The sequence below is a fragment of the Sorangium sp. So ce693 genome (assembly GCF_051521375.1).
Lineage (GTDB): Bacteria > Myxococcota_A > Polyangia > Polyangiales > Polyangiaceae > Sorangium > Sorangium atrum.
Genome location: NZ_CP150347.1, coordinates 5,876,058 through 5,894,062 on the forward strand (window position 1 = coordinate 5,876,058; position 18,005 = coordinate 5,894,062).

Below are 18,005 nucleotides of genomic sequence, written 5' to 3' on the forward strand. Positions count from 1 at the left end.
GCGGCCTGGGCTCATCGCTGGCAGCGGGTGGCGGCGGCGCACGCCATCCGCCGCCTCCGCCGCCCCTCGGGGCGAGGGCGGCGCTCACCCGTCGGAGCGAACGCAGCGCGCGAGCCGCCGATCGCGGACCGTGTGGTCCTGCGATGCGCCGTTCGTGAAGTTGACGAGGACGGCCTTCTCCGCGCTGCCGATGGCGGGCGTCGACGACCAGAAGACGTCGGACGGCGTCCCCGGGAAGGCCTCCAGGTCGATCGCCGGCCCGGACAGCCGATCATCGACGATCGAGAGCAGCTCCTTCGCGCTCGGCAGCCGCCAGTCGCTCTTCGCGGCGAGGTCGAGCCCTTCGCAGTGCGCGAGCGCGTCGCTCCAGATGAACCGGGTCTGGGAGGCGTGGCGCTGCCAGACGAGCCCCGTCGAGCGATCGAGCACCCAGTCCTCGCCGGGCGAGAGCTCGGCCGGCGCGATCCCCTTCACGCCTCCGACGCACAGCGCCCGCGCGCCGGCCGTGTCGTCCTTCGGGAAGAAGCCGAGGGACGCATCGCTGGCCAGCACGCCCCAGGCGAACGACGTGTCTGCGGCGACGTCGGTCGCGGACCAGTAGAAGCTGTCCTGGCTGGACGTGAAGAAGATATCGGGAAACGCCGTCGTATGGCCGAAATCCAGGATGGAGACGAGCTCGATCCGCGTCGGCACGCGCCAGTCCGAGAGGCCGCCGATCCCCTGGGCGCTGAGCGCCGCGCAGTGCTCCTGCGCGCCGACCAGCGTGAACATCGCGTTCTCCGCTACCTTTTCCCAGGTGAGCCCGGTCACCGAGTCTTTCACCGCGCCGTTCGCTTCTGTGTAGGAGGGAACGGCGATCTCGTAGTTCCCGTCCTGTCCGAAGAAGGGCGCCGAGGGTCCTGGGCACTCCTCCAGCACGGTCGTCCCGTTCGAGCACCGCGTCGTCGGCGAGTCTGGCCATGTCACCGGCACGGGCGGCGGCCCTCCGCCGGTCCCTCCCCCGGCGCCCCCGCCGCCGATCGGCTCGCTGCCGCCACCGCCGGTCGAGCCCACGGTGCCGGTGCCGGTACCGATCTGAAAGGGCTCTCCGATGCATCCGGCGAGCGTGACGGACTCCACGAGCAACGCGGCCAACAGCCAGGTGAAGCGAAGGGCGTGAGGGGTCTCGTTGGGCATGGGCAAGCGGCGGCGCCTGGAAAGGATCCGGGCCAGCAGCCTATCATTCACCGGGGCACGGGGGTCGACTTCCTCGCAGGCGCCTCGCGCGGCAGGCTCGCGTCGTTGCCCCCCGCCGGCCGCCCGCCGCTTCGTTCCCCCCGCGCCCGCGTCGACGGCGTTCGCGCCGCCCGCGCGGGTCGGCCGGCCCGTGAGAGGCGAAGCGAGCATGATGGAAGAACGACGCGCAGCGGAGAGTGGGGTTGAGCCCCTGCACCTCGGTGCCTCTCCGCCGCGTCGATTTCTTCTACGCAGGTCGCGTCTGGCGCCCTTTCCGCCTTTGCGGACCGAGGGGCCGTCGCGTCACGGCGTCGTGTAATCGACCTTCACCGTGTACGTGCTCTCCGCATATCCCTGCACGAGGAGGAAGGCCTCCGACTGCCCTTCCGGGACCGTCAGCTCGCACGTCTCGTCCGCCCCGTCGAGGTAAGGCCGGCAGTCGAAGGCGCTCAGCGTGGGCTGCTCGCCGAACCGCACGTAGAGATCGGGATCTCCGGTGCCGCTCATCACGGCCCGGAAGGTCGTGCCAGGGACCACCGAGATCGGCCCATGGGACGCCGTCTCGCGCCGCGAGACGCTGCCCTCGAAGCTCGTCGAGGTCTCGGTGCCGCCCGCGGTGCCGCCGCCTCCGGGCTCGCCTCCGGGCGCCTTCGGCGCGGAGTAGCGCACGTCGATGTCGTAGGTCGAGGCCGTGAAGCCGTTCACCTTGACGAAGGCCCTCGTCTTGCCCGCGGGCACATCGAGCGTGCATGTCTCGTTGGCGTCGCTGAGGTAAGGCCGGCAATCGAACGATCTCGCCGTCGGCGCGTCGCCGAACTTCACGAAGAGATCGGGGTCTCCGGTCCCGGTCATGACGACGGTGAGGGTCGTCCCGGGCACGACCTCGAACCCCTCGACGGGCCCGACCGTCTCGAAGGCTCCCCGGGCGAGGCGCCCGCTGAAGTGCTCGGTGGTCGGCTCCCCGGTCGGCTCCCCGGTCGGCTCTCCGCCGCCTCCGCCGCCTCCACCGCCTCCACCACCTCCGCCGCCTCCACCACCTCCGCCGCCTCCGCTCGGCGTGCCGTAGAGCGATTGGACGCCCGCGATGTCCTTCTCCGTGAGGACCAGCGTGCTGTCGCCGGTGCCGTTGCACTGGGGATAGTGCATGACGGACGCGCCATCGTACTCGGTGAGGGCACGCCAGTTGTCGTCCTCGAAGCAGGTGCCCGACTCAGGACGGGTGTGCTCGTGACGGAAGCCAAGGGTGTGCCCTAGCTCATGGCGGAGAATGCCCGTGAGCGTGGGCCGCGTGCTGTCGAAAGCGTTCCCGTCGATCAGCACGTTCCGCGAGTACCTCGACTGGCCGGGGAAGAAGGCGCGCGCCAGGTACTGACCGCCGGTGTTGACGGGGTTCACGTCGAACAGGACCTGGCTGGTGCTCGATGTGCAGTTCGCGTCGGCCGATTCGACATGGATGAAGTCGACGTCCGTGACGTCCTCCCAGGCCTTGACGGCATCCGCCATCGCCGTCACGACCGCCCCGTACTTGTCCCCGAATCTCTTGCTCACGCAGTAGGAGAGGTTGTGCCGCTGCTCCGCCGTCCAGATGACGTCTTCCCCCCCTTCCTGGTTGACGATCAGCGCACCATCGCGCACATGCGCCTCCCAGAACTCGCGCAGATGCTTGATATCTACGACCGGCGTGTCCCCGTTAACAATGTAGATGCCAGTGTCAGGCTCGCGGAACACCGTCCGCTCGAACCGCTCAAATCCCAGCTGATTCGTGCCGATTTCCTCGGTGTCGGCGCCACCGACGTCTGCCGAGCAACCGGCCGCGGCGGCGGTCAAACCAGCGATCACCAAAACGAGCTTACGGGCGATCACATTGCTCTCGTGCGGCTTTGCAGGATGCATTTGGAGCTCCTTTCGGGGGAGGCGAATCACGCTGTCCACGCGAACTCGATGAGACCCAAATGCCTTAACCCGATTTGACCCTCAGTCGGATAGCCAAATCTGACCGCCGTTCATAAAAAGGGTTCAGGATTGTAAAAAATTTCGAAGAGAGCGGATACGGTTCCCTTGTCACGGGAAAATTCCTGTCGCACGCGAAGTGAACAGATCACGTCGGACAGATACACTGGAAAACAACACATCTTGAGCTCGGGCAATGCGTACTTGCATCGCAGCGGCATCAGGATCCTCCTGCCTTCGTTGCGTCGATGAAAGGCGCGGAACGCACGCATGCAACGCGACGGCTGCGGCGCGGCGCGTGCGGGCGCAGCTGCGAGCGCCGTGGCAGCCGACGACGCGCGGATGCCTCCGCGGACGCCGAGCGCGGCGCGATCGTTCAGGGTGGCGTCGGAACAGCGCGCAGCGCTCGTCGCGCGGGACGACGGCGGGCGTTCACCCGCGCGCTGACAGGATCCGGCTGAACGCCTCGCCGACGGCGCGCGCGAGCTCGACCATCCGGCGCGAGCCGCTCGAGGTGTCGAGGATCCGATCGGCGACCAGGATCATCGCGGGCCGGCCGACGACCTGCACGGCGACGGCGGCGACGTCGAGGCTCGGGTTGACCATGACGTCGAGCAGCGGCGCGTGGGTGGGGGTGCCAGGGATCGGGCCGACGTAGAGGTGGGTCGCCACGGCCGTGGCGAGCACGCTCGGCTGATCCATCGGGAGGGAGAGCTTGCGCAGCGCCTCCTGGTCGCCGAACTCCGCGTTGCACGCGAACCCGCGAAAGACCCCGCGGTGCGCGGCGAAGATGGCGACACGCCCGGCGAACAGCCGCAGCCCCCGGAGCGCGAGCCGGATGACGTCGTCGCGCGTGCGCGCGAGGTACAGCGCGTCGATGACGTCGCTCAGATCGACGAAGGGCTGCGGCGGCGGATCGTCGTCGAGGGGATCGGCGCGCTCCGGCTCGGGCGCCGGAGGCAGCGCCGGGAGCCGCCCGGAGCGCCGGCTCGACGGCGGCGCGGCGCTCTCCGGGCGAGCCCTGCCGCTGCCCGGCGCCGGGGCCTCTGCAGTGGCGGAGCGGCGGCGCGAGAGCGGCGCGAGGCCGGAGGGCGCGTCGAGCGGCAGCCGGCCGAGGCGCCGCGTCGAGGGGGCCGGCTCCCGCCCGGCGCTGTCCGGCGCGCGGTCGGGGCCAGGCGAGGCCTGGGGCATGATCGAGGCGAGCAGCTTGAAGGGCGGCGAGATCTCCACCGGCGGAGGCGGCGGAAAGGAGACGGCGGGCGGCTCCACCGCCGGAGCGCGCAGGGCCGCCTGACGCCCGGTCGCCCTCCCGCCCGCGCCGCGTTCGGCGTCCGCCGGGCGGCGAGCGCTCGAGGGAGAGCCGCGCGCGCCGGGGGCCGCCTTGGAGTGGCGGAGCGGCAGGATCGCGTCCTCGTGCGCCGCCGGCGTGTCCGCGCGCTGAGCGTGACCGTTGTGCGCCGCTCCGCGGTGGCCGTGCTTGCCGCTCGGCGCCTCGACGAGGCCCGCCTCGTCGAACGAGGGCACCGAGGCGCGACGGATCAGCGGGATGGGCACCTCGGACGACGGCGGCGGGGGGATGGTCGACTGGGGCGCGCCGTGCGGAAACGCCGGGGTCGCGCGCCGCGCGCGGGAGGGGACCTGCTCCCGCTCGTCGAGATCCAGGGCGCGGATGGCCTCCTCGACCGCCGTGATTGGCGCGCGGACGATGCGCACCGGCGCGCCGAGGTGGAAGCTGAACTCGTCGGCGATGTGGCGATCGAGCGGATCGGCCGCCGCGACGTCGATGGTGCCGACGCCGGGATCGATGCGGATCGGGACGGCGCCGAGGCGGCGGCACATGGCGCGCGGCAAGCGCGCGACGAGCTCTCGCGCGCCGACGACCTGCCGGAGCGCGAGGCCGCCGTGGCGATCGAGCTCCTCCTCGAGGGCGCGCTCGCTGATGGCGGCGCGGTCGATGAGGGCGCGAGGGAACGGGATGCCCCGCAGGACCGCCACGAAGAGGGCGGCTTCGACCTCAGCCTTGGAGACGGCGCCGGCGGCGATGAGGAGGCGGCCCAGGTCTAGCGACACTCGCTGCACAATACCAGAAAGGACGCTGCCAGCGTGCAGCGCCCCGCATCCGGTCACGACGGACGCTGCGCCTTCCGGACGGGCGGCTGGAGGGCAGCGGGCGCGTTCCCTCGCCAGCGCGGGCGGCGGGGTGGCGCGCTGGGCGAGCGAGCGGGCCAGGCGAGCTCATGCGCTCACGTCGAGCCCCGGCTCACGTCCTGGCGTGGAGCGCTGGCTCACGCCCTCACGTCGAGCGCTTCCGCGGCGGAGCCCTGTGGCCGATACAACAACAGGCCTGGGAAGGGCCGAGAGACCTCGAGTCCTCAGCGGGAGAACTGAAAGACCACCTCGCTCTGCCGCACGAGACCCAGGTTGTCGCGCGCGATCCTCTCCACGGCGGTCGGGTCGTCGCGCAGGCGCGCCACCTTGCCGCGGAGGGCCTCGATTTGCCGCCCGAGGTCGGCATTCTCCTCTTCGACGTCGGCGAGCTCTCTCTCGAGCTCCCGCAGGCGGGGCAGCCCCTGCGGCGAGAAGATCATGATCGGTGCGCCCACGACGGCGACGATGAGCACCGCGATGGGGAGGGTCCGCTCCAGGAACTGCGCTATTCGACGCACAGGCATCCGCTCGCACGTCCTCCGCGCTCCTGTCAACTTTCCTCCAGGGTTCCTGCAACTCCGCGTTACCTTTTACCCGGACTCTCGGCGGGCAGGCGCGGTGAGCACGACCCCGCGCGCCACGTCGATCCACGTCGATTGCGCCCACGTCGAGCGCCGCCGTCGCGCCGCGCGCCGCGGAAGCGCCCTGCAAAACAGGCGATCGTCGGATGTCGCATGGAGCCCCAAGCTTCGCTAGCATGCCCCACGTCCCCCGCCGTCCGGTAGGTCCGCTGCGCGCGCAACGCCGGCACGATGGCTCGGCCCGAGGAGTCCCATGTCCATTGATATCGTTCGAGGCGAGCTCGAGCGCCTCTTTTCGCTCGATGAAATGATGGCCCTGTCGTCCGACCTCCTCGGCTTCAACCCGGCCGAGATCGGGGGCAGCGCCTCCAAGGCCTCCTTCGCGCGCGCCCTCACGGATCATTGCGTGGAGCTCGACGCCATCGATGCGTTGATCGATGCCGTCATCGCCTCACGCGCAGAGGTCGACGCGCGCGTCCGCGCCCTCGGCGCGCATGGGCTCGGCCTGCCGGAAGAGATCGGGCCCGGCGAGGCGTTCGGCGACTACATCGTCACGAGAAAAATCGGCGAGGGCCCCCGGGGCCTTGTCTACGCGGCGACCCGGGGGACCGAGCCGCGGACGCTCAAGGTGCTCCGGCGCGAGGCGACCCGGGACAGCCGGGCGGTGCGCAGGTACCTCACCCACGTCCGCCTGGCCGCGCAGGTGCACCACGAGAACCTGGCGAGCGGCGTCGACGCGGGGATCGTGGGCGGCCGGGCGTTCGTGGCGTACGCGCACGTCGACGGGCTGCCGCTCTCGGCGCGCCTCGCGCGCTCGGGGCCGCTCCACATCAACGAGGCGAAGCCGCTGCTCCGAGGGATCCTCGGCGGCCTCGCCGCGCTCCACGAGCAGCGCCTCGTCCACGGCGCGCTCAAGCTCGAGAACGTCGTCGTGGCTCGCGGCGAGGACGGGGAGCCGCTCCCGGTCCTCGTCGACGTCGGCGGCGACCGGCTCGGCGCCGGGTGGTCCAGCCCGGAGCTCGTCGAGGCGGCCAGCCCCGAGCAGCTGCGCGGCGAGAGCGTCGGCCCCGCGAGCGATCTCTACGCCTTCGGCGCGCTGCTCTTCGAGCTCCTCACGGGCAAGCCCGTGTTCTCGGGCGCCGCCGCTGTCGACATCGCCGTCGCGCACCTCATCGAGCCGCCGCCGCCGCCGAGCGCTGTCGCGCCGCGCGGCTGGGTGGGCAAGGACGTCGACGAGCTCTCGAGCCGCCTGCTCGCGAAGGCGCAGGACGCCCGGCCGAGGGGGACGCGCGCGGTGCTCGACGCGATCGAGCCGCTCGGCAAGCCGCAGCAGAAGGAGGCGGCGATCGAGGGCGCGCAGCTGAACGACCTCATCGATCGGCTCGTCGCGAGCCCGATGGACACGGAGCTCGCGCTCGCCGTCGAGGCGGCCGTCGATCGGGGAGCGGACCCGGGGCGCGTGGCCGAGGCGCTCGTGATGGCCTCGGAGCAGATCGACGCGGGCTCGGCGCCCGGCCAGGGCGATGACCAGGCGGCCGCTGCGAAGAAGCTCCTGCACTTCCGGGCGGCCAGGATCTACGAGAAGGGGCGGCTGCACGACAAGGCGGAGGCGGTCTACCTGCGCCTGCTCGAGCTCGCCCCGGGCGACGACATCGCCTTCAGCGCGCTCGAGGAGCTCCGCAAGGCGCTCGGCAAGCACGAGGAGCTCGTGGAGATGCTCCTCCAGCGGAGCGAGCGCGCCGAGACCGCCGGCGAGCGCGCCCGGGCGCTCAACGAGATCGGGCACCTCTACGTGCGGGAGCTCGACGACAAGGACCAGGGGGTCTTCGCCTTCGCCCAGGCGCTCGCGCAGGATCCGGAGCAGGACGCCTACGCCGTCGACCTGGAGCGCGCGGCCGGCAACGACATGAAGATCTGGTCCGAGGCGCTCCAGATCCTGAGCCAGGCGAGCACCGACGAGGCGATGCCGGCCGAGGCGAAGCTCGCGCTCTTCAACCGGCTCGGGCCCTGGTATGCGGAGAAGGTCGCGCGGGCGGACCTCGGGATCCCGTGCTTCCAGTTCGTGCTCGGGCTCGACCCCGCGAACGAGGAGGCGCTGGAGGGGCTCTCGCAGGTCTACCGCCGCGCCCAGCAGTGGCAGGAGCTCGTCCAGGTGCTGCTGTCGCGGGCCGACCGCGCCGCGACGCCGGGGGAGGCGCGCGATCTCCGCGCCGCGGCGGCCGAGCTCCTGGAGACGAAGCTGAGCGACGCGGGCCGCGCGCGCGACCTGTACGAGCAGATCTTCGCCGAGGATCCGGGGCACACGAGGACGTGCGAGGCGCTGCTCAGGATCTACCGGCGCGCCGAGGATCACGCGGGCTACGCCAAGATCCTCGAGCGGCGCGCGGAGGCGCAGCGGGGCGAGGAGCGCGTCGACACGATCTGCAAGCTCGCCGAGCTCTACGAGGACCGGCTCGGGGACCTGGGCGAGGCGACGCGCCGCTACGAGGCGGCGCTCGAGCTCGATCCGGCCAGCCTGACGGCCCTGCGCGGGCTCGATCGCATCCACAGCCGCGCCGGCAGCTACGCGGCGCTCCTCCAGAACCTGGCGCGCCAGATCGACGTCAGCGCGACGCCGCGCCAGAAGATCAACCTCTACGAGCGGATCGCCGGCATCCACGACGAGGAGTTCCTCGACCACGCGAAGGCGGCCGAGGCCCTCGAGGCGATCCTCGGGATCGACAGCGCGCACGAGGGCTCGCTCGCCGCGCTCGGGCGGCACTACCGGGCCCTCGAGCGCTGGGAGGACGTGGTGTCGCTCTACGAGCGGCAGCTCGGCATCGTGTCCGACGACAGGCGCCGGGAGGAGCTGCTGCTCGCGATGGGGCGCGTGCTCCTCGAGCAGGTCGGCTCGCCCGAGCGCGCCCGCAAGGCCTACGAGCGGGTGCTCGCGATCGATCCCCACCACGCGGGGGCCCTGGAGTCGCTCGCGCACGTGCGGGCCGCGACGGGCGACGCCGCGGCGGCGCTGAGCGCGATCGAGTCGCTCGCGGCGACGGCGAAGACCGCGGAGAGCAGGGCCGATCTCTGGATCCGCGCGGCGAAGATGCTCGAGGAGAAGGGCGATCGGGACGGGGCGATCGAGCGCTACAAGATGGCCCTCGACGCGCAGCCGCAGAACGCGGGCGCGTCCTCGGCGCTGCGCGCGGCCTACCTCGCCCGGGGCGACGCGACGAGCGCCGTCGAGCTCATCGCGCGCGAGGCCGAGGCCGCGGAGGGCAACCTCGCCAAGGGCCGCCTGTACGGCGAGATGGCCCTGCTGCTCCGGGAGCGCCTCAAGGACGACGAGCGCGCGGCGGAGGCCGCGACGAGGGCGGTCGACCTCGATCCGACGTGCGTGCCCGGGCTCATGATCTCGGGCGATCTCGCGTTCGAGGCGGGCCGCTTCCTCGAGGCGGCGCGGCACTACGAGCTCCTGGCGAGCCGGGTCGACGTCCTGCCGAAGGAGCAGGGGCTCAAGCTGCTCCTCCGCTACGTCGACGCGCTCGGCAAGAGCGGCTCGAGCGGCAAGGCGATCGGCACGGTGAAGGCGCTGCTCGCGCTCGCGCCGGACGACCCGGCCGCGCTCGCGCGGGCCGCCAGGGTCAACCTCGACGCGGGCAGGGCCAAGGAGGCCGCGGAGCTCTACGGCCGCCTCGTGGACCGCTTCGGCGACGGCCTGCCGGAGCGCGACCGGGCGGAGGCGCTCCTCGGGCTCGGCGAGGCGAGGCTCGCGGCCGGCGATCCGGACGGCGCGGTGACCGCGCTGAACGGCGCCGCCGATCTCCTCCCGGAGTCCCCTGCCCCGCTCGCCCTGCTCTCCAAAGTGTTCGAGGCCAAGGGGGACTGGGAGGAGGTCGTGCGCCTCAAGCACCGGCGGCTCGACGTGGTGACCGGCGAGGAGCGGAGCGCGCTCCTGCTCGAGATCGGCGACCTGCTCGCGGCGCACCTCCACGACCGGGCGCGCGCCGCGAAGAGCTACGTTGCCGCGCTGGACGAGCGCCCGGACGACCGGAAGATCCTCACCAAGCTGATGCAGCTCTACAGCGAGGAGAAGGACTGGTCGAAGCTCGTCGACATCGTCCTCAAGCTCGCCGCCAAGATCGACGACAGCCGGCAGAAGGCGAAGTACCTGCACACGGCGGCGATCGTGAGCGCGCGGCAGCTCGGCGATCTCGACCGGGCCGCCGCGTTCTACGACGAGGTGCTGGCGCTCGACCCGTCGCTCACCCGGGCGCTCGCGGAGGCCATCGAGCTCCGCGGCGAGAAGGGCGACCACGAGGAGGTGGAGCGCCTGCTCAAGGTCGAGCTCGACAGGGCGACCGAGGAGAACGATACGGCGAAGATGCTCGAGACGTTCGACCGGCTGGGCGCCCTCTACAAGGACAAGCTCGGCTGGACGAGCGAGGCGATCGACGCCTACGAGGCAGCGCAGACGCTCGATCCCGACAGCGAGGAGCGGAACGAGCTCCTTGTGAACCTCTACGCCAGCAACCCGGCGGAGTACCTGGACAAGGCGGTGGCCGCGCAGGCCCCGATCCTGCGGCGCAACCCGTACAAGCCGGACGCGTACCGGCTGCTCCGGAAGATGTACACCGAGGCGAAGCGCGCCGACGCGGCCTTCTGTCTGTGCCAGGTGCTCTGCTGCCTGAGCGCCGCCGAGCCGGACGAGGAGCGCTTCTTCCGGCGCCTGCGCCCCGACACGGCCGCGGCGGCGCAGCAGCCGCTCGACGACGACGCGTGGGCGACCGCGCTCGTCCACCCCGACGCGGATCCGCTCCTGACCGCGGTCTTCGGCGTCATCGAGCCGGCCGTGCTCAGGAAGAACGGGCGGCCGCTGGAGGAGCTCGGTTACCAGCTCGCCTACCAGCTCGATCTCTCGCGTCACCCCTACCCCATGTCGCAGACGCTCTACTACGCGGCGGGCGTCCTGGGGCTCTCGCCGCCGCTCACGTTCCAGGATCCGAACGACGGCGGCGGCGTCTCGTTCCTCCACGCGCACGTCCCGGCGATCGTGCTCGGCGCCGCGGCGCTCCAGATGGACCTGCCCACGCAGGCCGCCGCGTTCATCGCGGCCCGCCACCTCACCTACTACCGGCCGGGCATGTACCTCCGGCACCTGGTGCCGACGGGCACCGGCCTGCGCGCCTGGCTGTTCGCGGCGATCAAGCTGATCTCGCCCACGTTCCCGATCACGAAGGAGCTGGAGGGGCCGGTGATGGACGACCTGGCCGTCCTGGAGCCCATCCTCGTCGGGCCGGCGCGCGATCAGCTCGCGAGCGCCGTGACGAAGCTGCTCCAGGCCGGCGCCATCGACCTGAAGCGCTGGGTGTCCGGCGTCGACCTGACGGCCGACCGCGCGGGGTTCCTCCTCGCCAACGACCTCGAGCTGGCGCAGGAGATGATCAAGGCGACCGACGAGGCGAGCGCCGCCCTGCCCCACAAGGAGAGGCTCAAGGAGCTCACGCTCTACGCGGCCAGCGAGGAGTACTTCGCCATCCGGCAGCGGCTCGGCATCAACATCGACAGCTGAGGACCGTCCCAGGCCGCGGAGCGCTGGCGCCCGGCCTCGAGCTGCGCCAGCCGGGACCGCCGCCGGTGAAATCTGGCAGGCCGGGTCAACTGGATCATCGGCGATCCAGCTGGGGAATGTCGCTTCCTGCCCACTTCCGCACCGGACTGGTTGACGGATAAATCCTCAAATTGCTAGGCTGCTGGCCGGCATTAGGCCTTTTCGATCGTATGTTAGCTCGCCGCAGCGTGGCAGCGGGCAGCCTGAGCGATTGTGTGAAAGCACGCCCATGGCGGCAAAGAAGACCCGAAAAACTTCGAAAAAAGACCGGAAGAGAGCGACCAAGGCCAGCGCGGCAAGCTCGAGGCGAGCAACCTCGACAGCGCGGACGCGGAAGGCGAAGCCTGCCGCCCGCTCCGCCGCGCGCAAGCCGAAGCGGAAGGCCGCATCCTCTCGTCCTGCTGCGCGACGCACCGCTGCTGTGAAGGCGGCAAAGCGGCGGAAAACCACGACAAAACGGGCGACCACCCGCAAGTCGGCTGCCCCGGCGCGGCGCAAGGCGGCGCGCACACCGGCGCGGGCAACCCGTACGGGCGCGAGGAAGAAAGCGGCGGTCGGGAGGGCGAAGAAGGCCACCCGCGCGGCCGCGAAGCGAGCGAGCGCGTCGAAGGCGAAGAAGGCCGCGGCCAGGACGAAGGCCAGGTCGACGCGCACCGCCGCCAAGCTCAGGACCACCAAGGCCAGGGCGAAGGCCAGGGCGACGAAGGTCAAGGCGAGGGCGGCGAAGGCCAGGGCGACGCGGGCGAAGACGGCGAGGGCCAAGGCCACGAAGGCCAGGGTGACCCGCGCCAGGGTCGCAAAGCCGAGGGCCGCGAAGGTCAGGGCCGCGAAGACCAGGGCGGTCGCCGGGCGGGCGCGGAAAGCGAAGGCCGCGAAGACGAAGGCCGCGCAGGTCAAGGCCACGAAGCCGAGGCTCGTGCGGGTCAAGGCCGCCAAGCCGAGGCTCGTGCGGGTCAAGGTCACGAAGCCGAGGCTCGTCAGGAGAAAGGTCGCGGCGCGCTCCGAGCGGGCGCTCGCGGCGCCGACGGCGGAGCCGACGAAGCTCCGCAAGAAGCTGAAGCTGAGGCTCGACGATCAGCCGAAGCTCAAGGAGAAGCCGAAGCTCAAGGAGAAGCTGAAGCTCAAGGACGTCGCGGAGCAGGCCGCGCCGAGCGAGGTCGAGCGACCGCGCCGGGCGAGCGACAGGCCGTCACGCACGAGCGACAAGCCGGTCGCCGACAAGAAGAGCGCGCGGCCTGGCGGGGCGAAGGGGAAGAGCGCAGGGGCGTCGATCGAGCGCCGTCCGGGTCGCGCCCCGCTCCGGGAGGCGCCGCGGGTGGTCACCCTGCCGCTGCCGATGCTGCCGCCGCCTCGGCGAGCCACCATCGAGGAGCGCAGCGCGATCATCGAGCAGCGGTTGAACGCGCAGTCGGAGGACTTCCGGCGGCGCTACATCGACAGCCTCGATATGTCGTGGATTTACCACGACAGCGCGCTCGAAGGGGTGGTCTACACGTTCGACGAGCTGCGCGCGGCCCTCGCCGGCCCGGCGCCGCTCGTCACGGACTCGAGCCTTCAGCCGACGTACGATGACATCCGGCGGCACAAGGAGGCCATCGCGTACGTGCGCGAGCAGGGCGAGAACAAGCGGGCCCCGCTCACGCTCGACTGCATGAAGAAGCTGTACCTGATCCTCCATCCGGAGGAGGGGGATCTCAAGACGGTCAAATACCGCAAGGACATCCCCCAGCATCGGCTCTACTTCCACGAGTACGCTCCGCCGGACAAGATCGCCTACAAGGTGCGTCAGATCATCGACTGGCTGAACGACCCCGAGACGCGGAAGACGCGGAACGGCATCCGGATCGCCGCGCGCGCGCACTACGATCTGCTGCGGGTCTATCCGTTCCCGAACGACAGCGGCAAGGTCGCGAGGCTGTTCATGAACATGCTGCTGCTCCGCACGGGCCTGCCTCCGTCGATCATCCACTCGACCGAGCGGCAGCGCTACTACGAGGCGCTGAAGGGCTCGGCGACGACGGTGCTGCAGATGGTGCAGGAGTCGGTGGAAAACGCGCTCGCGAGCGTCGAGAAGCTCCTCGATGAGCATGAGACGCGGAAGCGCGCCTTCGTCAGCTGAGACGGCAGAGGGCGGTCGCGCGCGAGGCCTCGCCCTGACTGGGCGGGGCGCGCGCCGACCGCCCGCGTCGGTCGCTGTCCATCCCGCAGGTCTACATCGAGACGAGGGCGTCGCCGCGCCGGTGAAGCGGCCGAGCAAGGCGGCTCCCGGGGGTGCCCTCAGGGCGGCGAAGACGCGCGCGCCGAGGCCCGAGAAGGCGGCGGTCGCAGACGCGGCTCGGCCGACGCCGGCACGCGCAGCGCCGAGCGCGCCGCAGGCCACCTTCGCGCGGCTGCGCGCGCTGCACCCGGACGCCCACTGCGAGCTGGATCATCGCTCCTCGTTCGAGCTCCTCGTCGCGACGGTGCTCAGCGCCCAGACGACGGACGTGCTGGTCAACAAGGTGACACCCCACCTGTTCGGCGCGTATGCCGACGCCCGCGCGCTCGCCAGCGCCGACGCCGCCGAGGTGGGCCCGCTCCTCCGGCGGCTCGGGATGGGCATGTTCAACCAGAAGGCGAGGAACATCGTGGGGCTCGCGCGAGGCCTCGTCGAGCGGCACGGCGGCGAGGTGCCGAGGACGCTCGCCGAGCTCGTGAAGCTGCCCGGCGTCGGGCGCAAGACGGCGAACGTGGTGCTCGGCGTCGCCTTCGGAGCGCCGGAGGGCGTCGTGGTCGATACACACGTGCAGCGCCTGTCGCAGCGGCTCGGGTGGACGACCAGCGACAAGCCAGAGCAGATCGAGCGCGACCTCGTGGCGCTCTTCCCGCGGCGCGACTGGGACATGCTGTCCCACACGCTGATCTTTCACGGCCGCCGGATCTGCTTCGCGAAGAAGCCAGCGTGCGGAGGCTGCGGGATCAGCGACGCGTGCCCGAGCGCATTCCACGCAGAGAACGTGGGGCGCAAGCCGCCGCGGCGCCGCGGCGCCGCGCCGTGAACGTCAGCCGCGCTCGGCGCACACGCTGGGTGTCGAGCGCACCGACGGAAGGTAAAAGCAGGCGAACGCGGCGCATCGTCGCCCAGCGCCCAGCGCCCAGCGAGCTGTTTATCGCGCTGGAGCCGAGGGCGCGGGATAAACTTGGGCCAATGAAGGCTCCGCACATGATCCTCGCCCTCGCTTGCCTCGTCACCGCCGCGTGCAGCCCTCTGGAGGACGATCTCTGCGACTACCAGTGCGACTGCGAGGGGTGCAGCGACCGCGAGTACGGCGACTGCCTCGATCGCTACGATCACAGGTACGTGGACGCCGACCGCCGCGACTGTGTCGACGAGTACGACGCTCTCCTGGAGTGCGAGGACGACACCGGGGTCTGCAACCGCGATGATAAATGGAGTACGTCCTGTAAGTACGAGAACGACGCTCTGAATCGCTGCATCGACTAGTAGCGCCGGGCGCCCGACCGGCGCCGGCCGCCCGGCCTCGTGGCAGCCGGCTCAGGTCCCGCCGCCGGGCGCGACGGCGGCGCCGGGCGCGAAGGCGCCAGCGCTGCGGAAGGCCGCGACGAGCTGCTCCGACGCCGTGTAGGGGTCGACCGTGCGCCGCGCGACGGCGTGCACCGCGGCCTCGAGCGCAGGGCCGAGCGCGGCGACGGCGGCGTCGGTGAGCGCGTCGCGGAGCTGCACGTGCATCGCTTCGCGCAGGCGCTCCTCACGGCGCGCAGCGCCGGCCTCGGTCCCGAACAGCCACGCTCGGTGCCCCTCCAGCTTGTCCACGAGCGCCGCCACGCCCTCGTTACGTGTGGCCACGGTCCGCGCGATCACGGGCTCCCACGGCCCTTCGACTGGCTCTCCTCCAGGAGATGGCGCCCCCTGCGCGCGGGCGTGGAGCGCCGCGGCGCTGTGCCCGCGCGCCCGCCCGGAGGCCGCCGCCACCTCTCCGCCGAGCGCGATCATGAGCTCCAGATCGCGCACCGCCGTGTCGGCCCCGTCCCGGTCGGCCTTGTTCACGGCGAAGACGTCGGCGCACTCCAGGATGCCCGCCTTGATCGCCTGCACCTCATCGCCCATCCCCGGCGCGGCGACGACCAGGGTGGTGTGCGCCATCCGGGTGATCTCGAGCTCGTCCTGCCCGACGCCGACGGTCTCGACCAGCACGACGTCCGCGCCCCAGGCGTCGAGCACCCGCACGACGTCCACCACCGAGCGCGACAGCCCGCCGAGCGCGCCCCGGGTCGCCAGCGACCGGATGAACACGTCGGGATCGCCGAAGTGGGCCTGCATGCGGATGCGATCGCCGAGGATCGCGCCGCCGGTGAACGGGCTCGTGGGATCGACCGCCACCACGGCGACGCGGCGACCCTGCCCCCGGAACACGCCGATCAGCCGATCCGTGAGCGTGCTCTTGCCTGCCCCCGGGTTCCCCGTCACGCCGAGGATCCAGGCGCGGCCGGTATGGGGGAAGAGATCCTTCAGGATCGCGGCATAGTCGCCGACGCGGTCGTCGACGAGCCGGCAGGCCCGCGCCGTCGCGCGCGTCTCGCGGGCGAGGACCCTGTCTGCGAGCGGATGCACGCGAGCGGCTTAGGCCCGGCGATGCCGGAACACAACCGGCCCGCGGCCAACGCCGCGCCGGCCTACCTACCCTGCCCCGCCGCCCGCCGTACCACCACCGCCGGCCGTGCCGCCGCCGGCCGTGCCATCACCGCCGGCCGTGCCATCACCGCCGGCCTCACCGCCGCCGCCGGACGATCCGGCGCCTGCTCCGCCCTCCCCGCCCGCCGACGAGCCGGCGCCCCCGGCGCCCCCGACGGCGTCGAAGATCGGCCTCGTGTCGCCGCACGCGACGACGAGCAGAGCCCAGAGCACAGCGCACGAGGTGAAAGCGAGAGCGCGATTCCACATGGGTACGTCCTTGCCACGAGACGCCGGGCGGCGCGCTCGCAAAATTCAGCGACGTGCTCCTGTCAGGGCGCCGCGCGCGGCTGCCGCTCGAAGCGCCGCCAGCGGCCATCGATGAGCCGCTCGTGCGGCAGGTACTGCGCCTTGTAGACAAGCCGCGAGCAGCGCTCGACGTACAGGCCGAGGTACAGGTAGCGGAGGCCCCAGGAGCGGCACAGCTCGAGCTGCTTCAGGATCGAGAAGACACCGGGGCTCAGCGGCTCCAGCTCGGGCTCATAGAAAGAGTAGACCGCGGACAGGGAATCCTGCCCCCGATCCACGACGGCGACCCCGACGAGACGGCCGCCGACGCGATAGCGCATCTCGAACGTCTCGCAGCAGCTGTCCACGAGGAACGCCTCGTACCCCGCGGCGCCGAGCGGGCCGTCGTCGCGCATCAACCCCCGGCCGCGCTTGTGCCGGTTGTACAGGATGATCTTCTCTCGCGTGGTCACGGGCGGGCCGATCTCCACGTCCACCACCCGCTCTCCACGGCGGAGCACCCGGCGCTGCGTGCGGCCGGGGACGAAGTCACGAACGACGATCCGGATCGGCTCGCACGCGCGGCACGAGGGGCACTGGGTGCGGTAGAGCAGCTTGCCATGGCGACGGTTGCCCGCGACGAGCCTCTGGTCGAACTCCGCACGGGTGAGCGGGCGGATGGGCACGCGCAGCGGCATCCGGGCTTCGGCTTCGGGCAGGTACGGACAGGGGCTCACCTCGTCATGGACCGTGAGCTCGATAGGGTTCGCTCCCTCGTCCAGCCGAGGGAGCTCGGCGTCCTGCCCCGCTACCGAATCTCGCTCGCTCGATGAGCCCATGTCGGTGTCGATCCGAGCGCTCGATCCCACCATCGAGCTCCCGGCCGCTAGATCAAGGGGATGCCTGTTGCACTGCCACGTCAAGCAAAACCCAGAGCGGCCCTGGCCCGCTGAGAGCTCCGCCCGCTTGCGCCCCGCTGGTCCGTGTCGCACATCTACCCATGCAAACCCACGTGCTACCCACGCAGGCTGCATCCTCCGGTTTTCCGGCTCCGGGCCTGGGCGATCCGGGCGTTGCGCGAAGAGCCCGAGCCCGCGCGGCGCGCCCTTTTCGCTCGGCCCGGAGGCCAGTATGACCGCGCGCGCGACCGCGACAGGGACGTCCCATCGACCATCGAGCGCCCGAGTCGCGCGAGCGCCTCAAGAAAGGCCGAACGCTTTGGATCTGACAGGAAAGCAGCGCCGCCACCTCCGCGCGCTGGGGCATCACCTCGACCCGGTCGTGCTGCTCGGCAAGGCCGGCTTCACCGACGGCGTCGTCGCGGCCGTCGACGCCGCGCTGGAGCGGCACGAGCTCGTGAAGATACGCCTGGGCACCGAGTGCCCGGACGAGCTGGACGACGTCGCGGACTCCCTCTCCGAGAAGCTCCGCGCCGCGGTCGCGCAGACGCTGGGGCGGACGATCCTGCTGTACCGGCGCCACCCCAAGGAGCCGAAGATCAAGCTGCCCGCGGGCAGCTGAGCGCAAGCGCCCGCCGCGCGCGCGCCCACCCCATGCGCGG

General features: G+C 71.5%; 13 protein-coding genes. 5 read left to right on the top strand and 8 right to left on the bottom strand.

Annotated elements, in window-relative coordinates; translation table 11 throughout:
* Positions 1-84 precede the first annotated feature (84 nt).
* The 4 genes from WMF14_RS22025 to WMF14_RS22040 all read right to left on the bottom strand — a co-directional run bounded on the left by WMF14_RS22025 (position 85) and on the right by WMF14_RS22040 (position 5,837).
* A complete protein-coding gene (locus tag WMF14_RS22025; RefSeq protein WP_437803451.1) occupies positions 85-1,176 on the bottom strand; it encodes a DUF1566 domain-containing protein in 1,092 nt (363 codons plus the stop codon).
* Positions 1,177-1,518: 342 nt separating this feature from the next.
* On the bottom strand, positions 1,519-3,108 hold the full coding sequence (locus tag WMF14_RS22030) for a pre-peptidase C-terminal domain-containing protein (RefSeq protein WP_437803452.1): 1,590 nt from the start codon (positions 3,106-3,108) through the stop codon (positions 1,519-1,521).
* Between the two features lie 489 nt (positions 3,109-3,597).
* Positions 3,598-5,235 carry a hypothetical protein gene (locus WMF14_RS22035; RefSeq protein WP_437803453.1) on the bottom strand — a complete coding sequence of 546 codons (1,638 nt, stop codon included), beginning with the start codon at positions 5,233-5,235 and terminating at the stop codon, positions 3,598-3,600.
* A 302-nt stretch (positions 5,236-5,537) separates the two neighbouring features.
* Positions 5,538-5,837: an FtsB family cell division protein gene (locus tag WMF14_RS22040; protein WP_272099776.1), complete on the bottom strand. Its 300-nt coding sequence runs from the start codon at positions 5,835-5,837 to the stop codon at positions 5,538-5,540.
* A gap of 310 nt (positions 5,838-6,147) precedes the next feature.
* On the opposite strand from WMF14_RS22040, the gene WMF14_RS22045 reads away from it, so the two are divergent.
* Positions 6,148-11,445, top strand: coding sequence for a protein kinase domain-containing protein (locus WMF14_RS22045; RefSeq protein WP_437803454.1), 5,298 nt, complete (start codon positions 6,148-6,150; stop codon positions 11,443-11,445).
* Between the two features lie 165 nt (positions 11,446-11,610).
* Here the strand turns inward: WMF14_RS22045 and WMF14_RS22050 are convergent, their stop codons facing one another.
* Complete coding sequence (locus tag WMF14_RS22050) at positions 11,611-12,420, bottom strand: hypothetical protein (RefSeq protein WP_437803455.1); 810 nt, start codon at positions 12,418-12,420, stop codon at positions 11,611-11,613.
* Here WMF14_RS22050 and WMF14_RS22055 point away from each other — a divergent pair.
* From WMF14_RS22055 to WMF14_RS22065, 3 genes are all read left to right on the top strand, one after another.
* Complete coding sequence (locus WMF14_RS22055) at positions 12,401-13,603, top strand: Fic family protein (protein WP_437803456.1); 1,203 nt, start codon at positions 12,401-12,403, stop codon at positions 13,601-13,603. The two genes, WMF14_RS22050 and WMF14_RS22055, sit on opposite strands and share 20 nt — an antisense overlap.
* A gap of 121 nt (positions 13,604-13,724) precedes the next feature.
* Positions 13,725-14,522: an endonuclease III gene (gene nth, locus WMF14_RS22060; RefSeq protein ID WP_437803457.1), complete on the top strand. Its 798-nt coding sequence runs from the start codon at positions 13,725-13,727 to the stop codon at positions 14,520-14,522.
* A gap of 164 nt (positions 14,523-14,686) precedes the next feature.
* Positions 14,687-14,968 carry a hypothetical protein gene (locus WMF14_RS22065; RefSeq protein WP_437803458.1) on the top strand — a complete coding sequence of 94 codons (282 nt, stop codon included), beginning with the start codon at positions 14,687-14,689 and terminating at the stop codon, positions 14,966-14,968.
* 51 nt (positions 14,969-15,019) lie between these two features.
* Here the strand turns inward: WMF14_RS22065 and meaB are convergent, their stop codons facing one another.
* The 3 genes from meaB to WMF14_RS22080 form a co-directional block, all read right to left on the bottom strand.
* Positions 15,020-16,096: a methylmalonyl Co-A mutase-associated GTPase MeaB gene (gene meaB / locus WMF14_RS22070; protein WP_437803459.1), complete on the bottom strand. Its 1,077-nt coding sequence runs from the start codon at positions 16,094-16,096 to the stop codon at positions 15,020-15,022.
* A gap of 66 nt (positions 16,097-16,162) precedes the next feature.
* Positions 16,163-16,426: a hypothetical protein gene (locus WMF14_RS22075; protein WP_437803460.1), complete on the bottom strand. Its 264-nt coding sequence runs from the start codon at positions 16,424-16,426 to the stop codon at positions 16,163-16,165.
* Between the two features lie 62 nt (positions 16,427-16,488).
* The gene (locus WMF14_RS22080; RefSeq protein WP_437803461.1) at positions 16,489-17,283 is read right to left on the bottom strand and encodes an arginyltransferase; all 795 of its coding nucleotides are present in this window, start codon (positions 17,281-17,283) and stop codon (positions 16,489-16,491) included.
* 379 nt (positions 17,284-17,662) lie between these two features.
* On the opposite strand from WMF14_RS22080, the gene yhbY reads away from it, so the two are divergent.
* A complete protein-coding gene (gene yhbY / locus WMF14_RS22085) occupies positions 17,663-17,965 on the top strand; it encodes a ribosome assembly RNA-binding protein YhbY (RefSeq protein WP_437803462.1) in 303 nt (100 codons plus the stop codon).
* The last annotated feature ends 40 nt before the right edge of the window (positions 17,966-18,005 follow it).

Bases quoted from the DNA above. Each gene is read 5' to 3' on its own strand.
- WMF14_RS22045 (WP_437803454.1), top strand. From the start codon at position 6,148: ATGTCCATTGATATCGTTCGAGGCGAGCTCGAGCGCCTCTTTTCGCTC.
- WMF14_RS22075 (WP_437803460.1), bottom strand. From the start codon at position 16,426: ATGTGGAATCGCGCTCTCGCTTTCACCTCGTGCGCTGTGCTCTGGGCT.
- WMF14_RS22025 (WP_437803451.1), bottom strand. From the start codon at position 1,176: ATGCCCAACGAGACCCCTCACGCCCTTCGCTTCACCTGGCTGTTGGCC.
- WMF14_RS22040 (WP_272099776.1), bottom strand. From the start codon at position 5,837: ATGCCTGTGCGTCGAATAGCGCAGTTCCTGGAGCGGACCCTCCCCATC.
- WMF14_RS22065 (WP_437803458.1), top strand. From the start codon at position 14,687: ATGATCCTCGCCCTCGCTTGCCTCGTCACCGCCGCGTGCAGCCCTCTG.
- WMF14_RS22080 (WP_437803461.1), bottom strand. From the start codon at position 17,283: ATGGGCTCATCGAGCGAGCGAGATTCGGTAGCGGGGCAGGACGCCGAG.
- WMF14_RS22030 (WP_437803452.1), bottom strand. From the start codon at position 3,108: ATGCATCCTGCAAAGCCGCACGAGAGCAATGTGATCGCCCGTAAGCTC.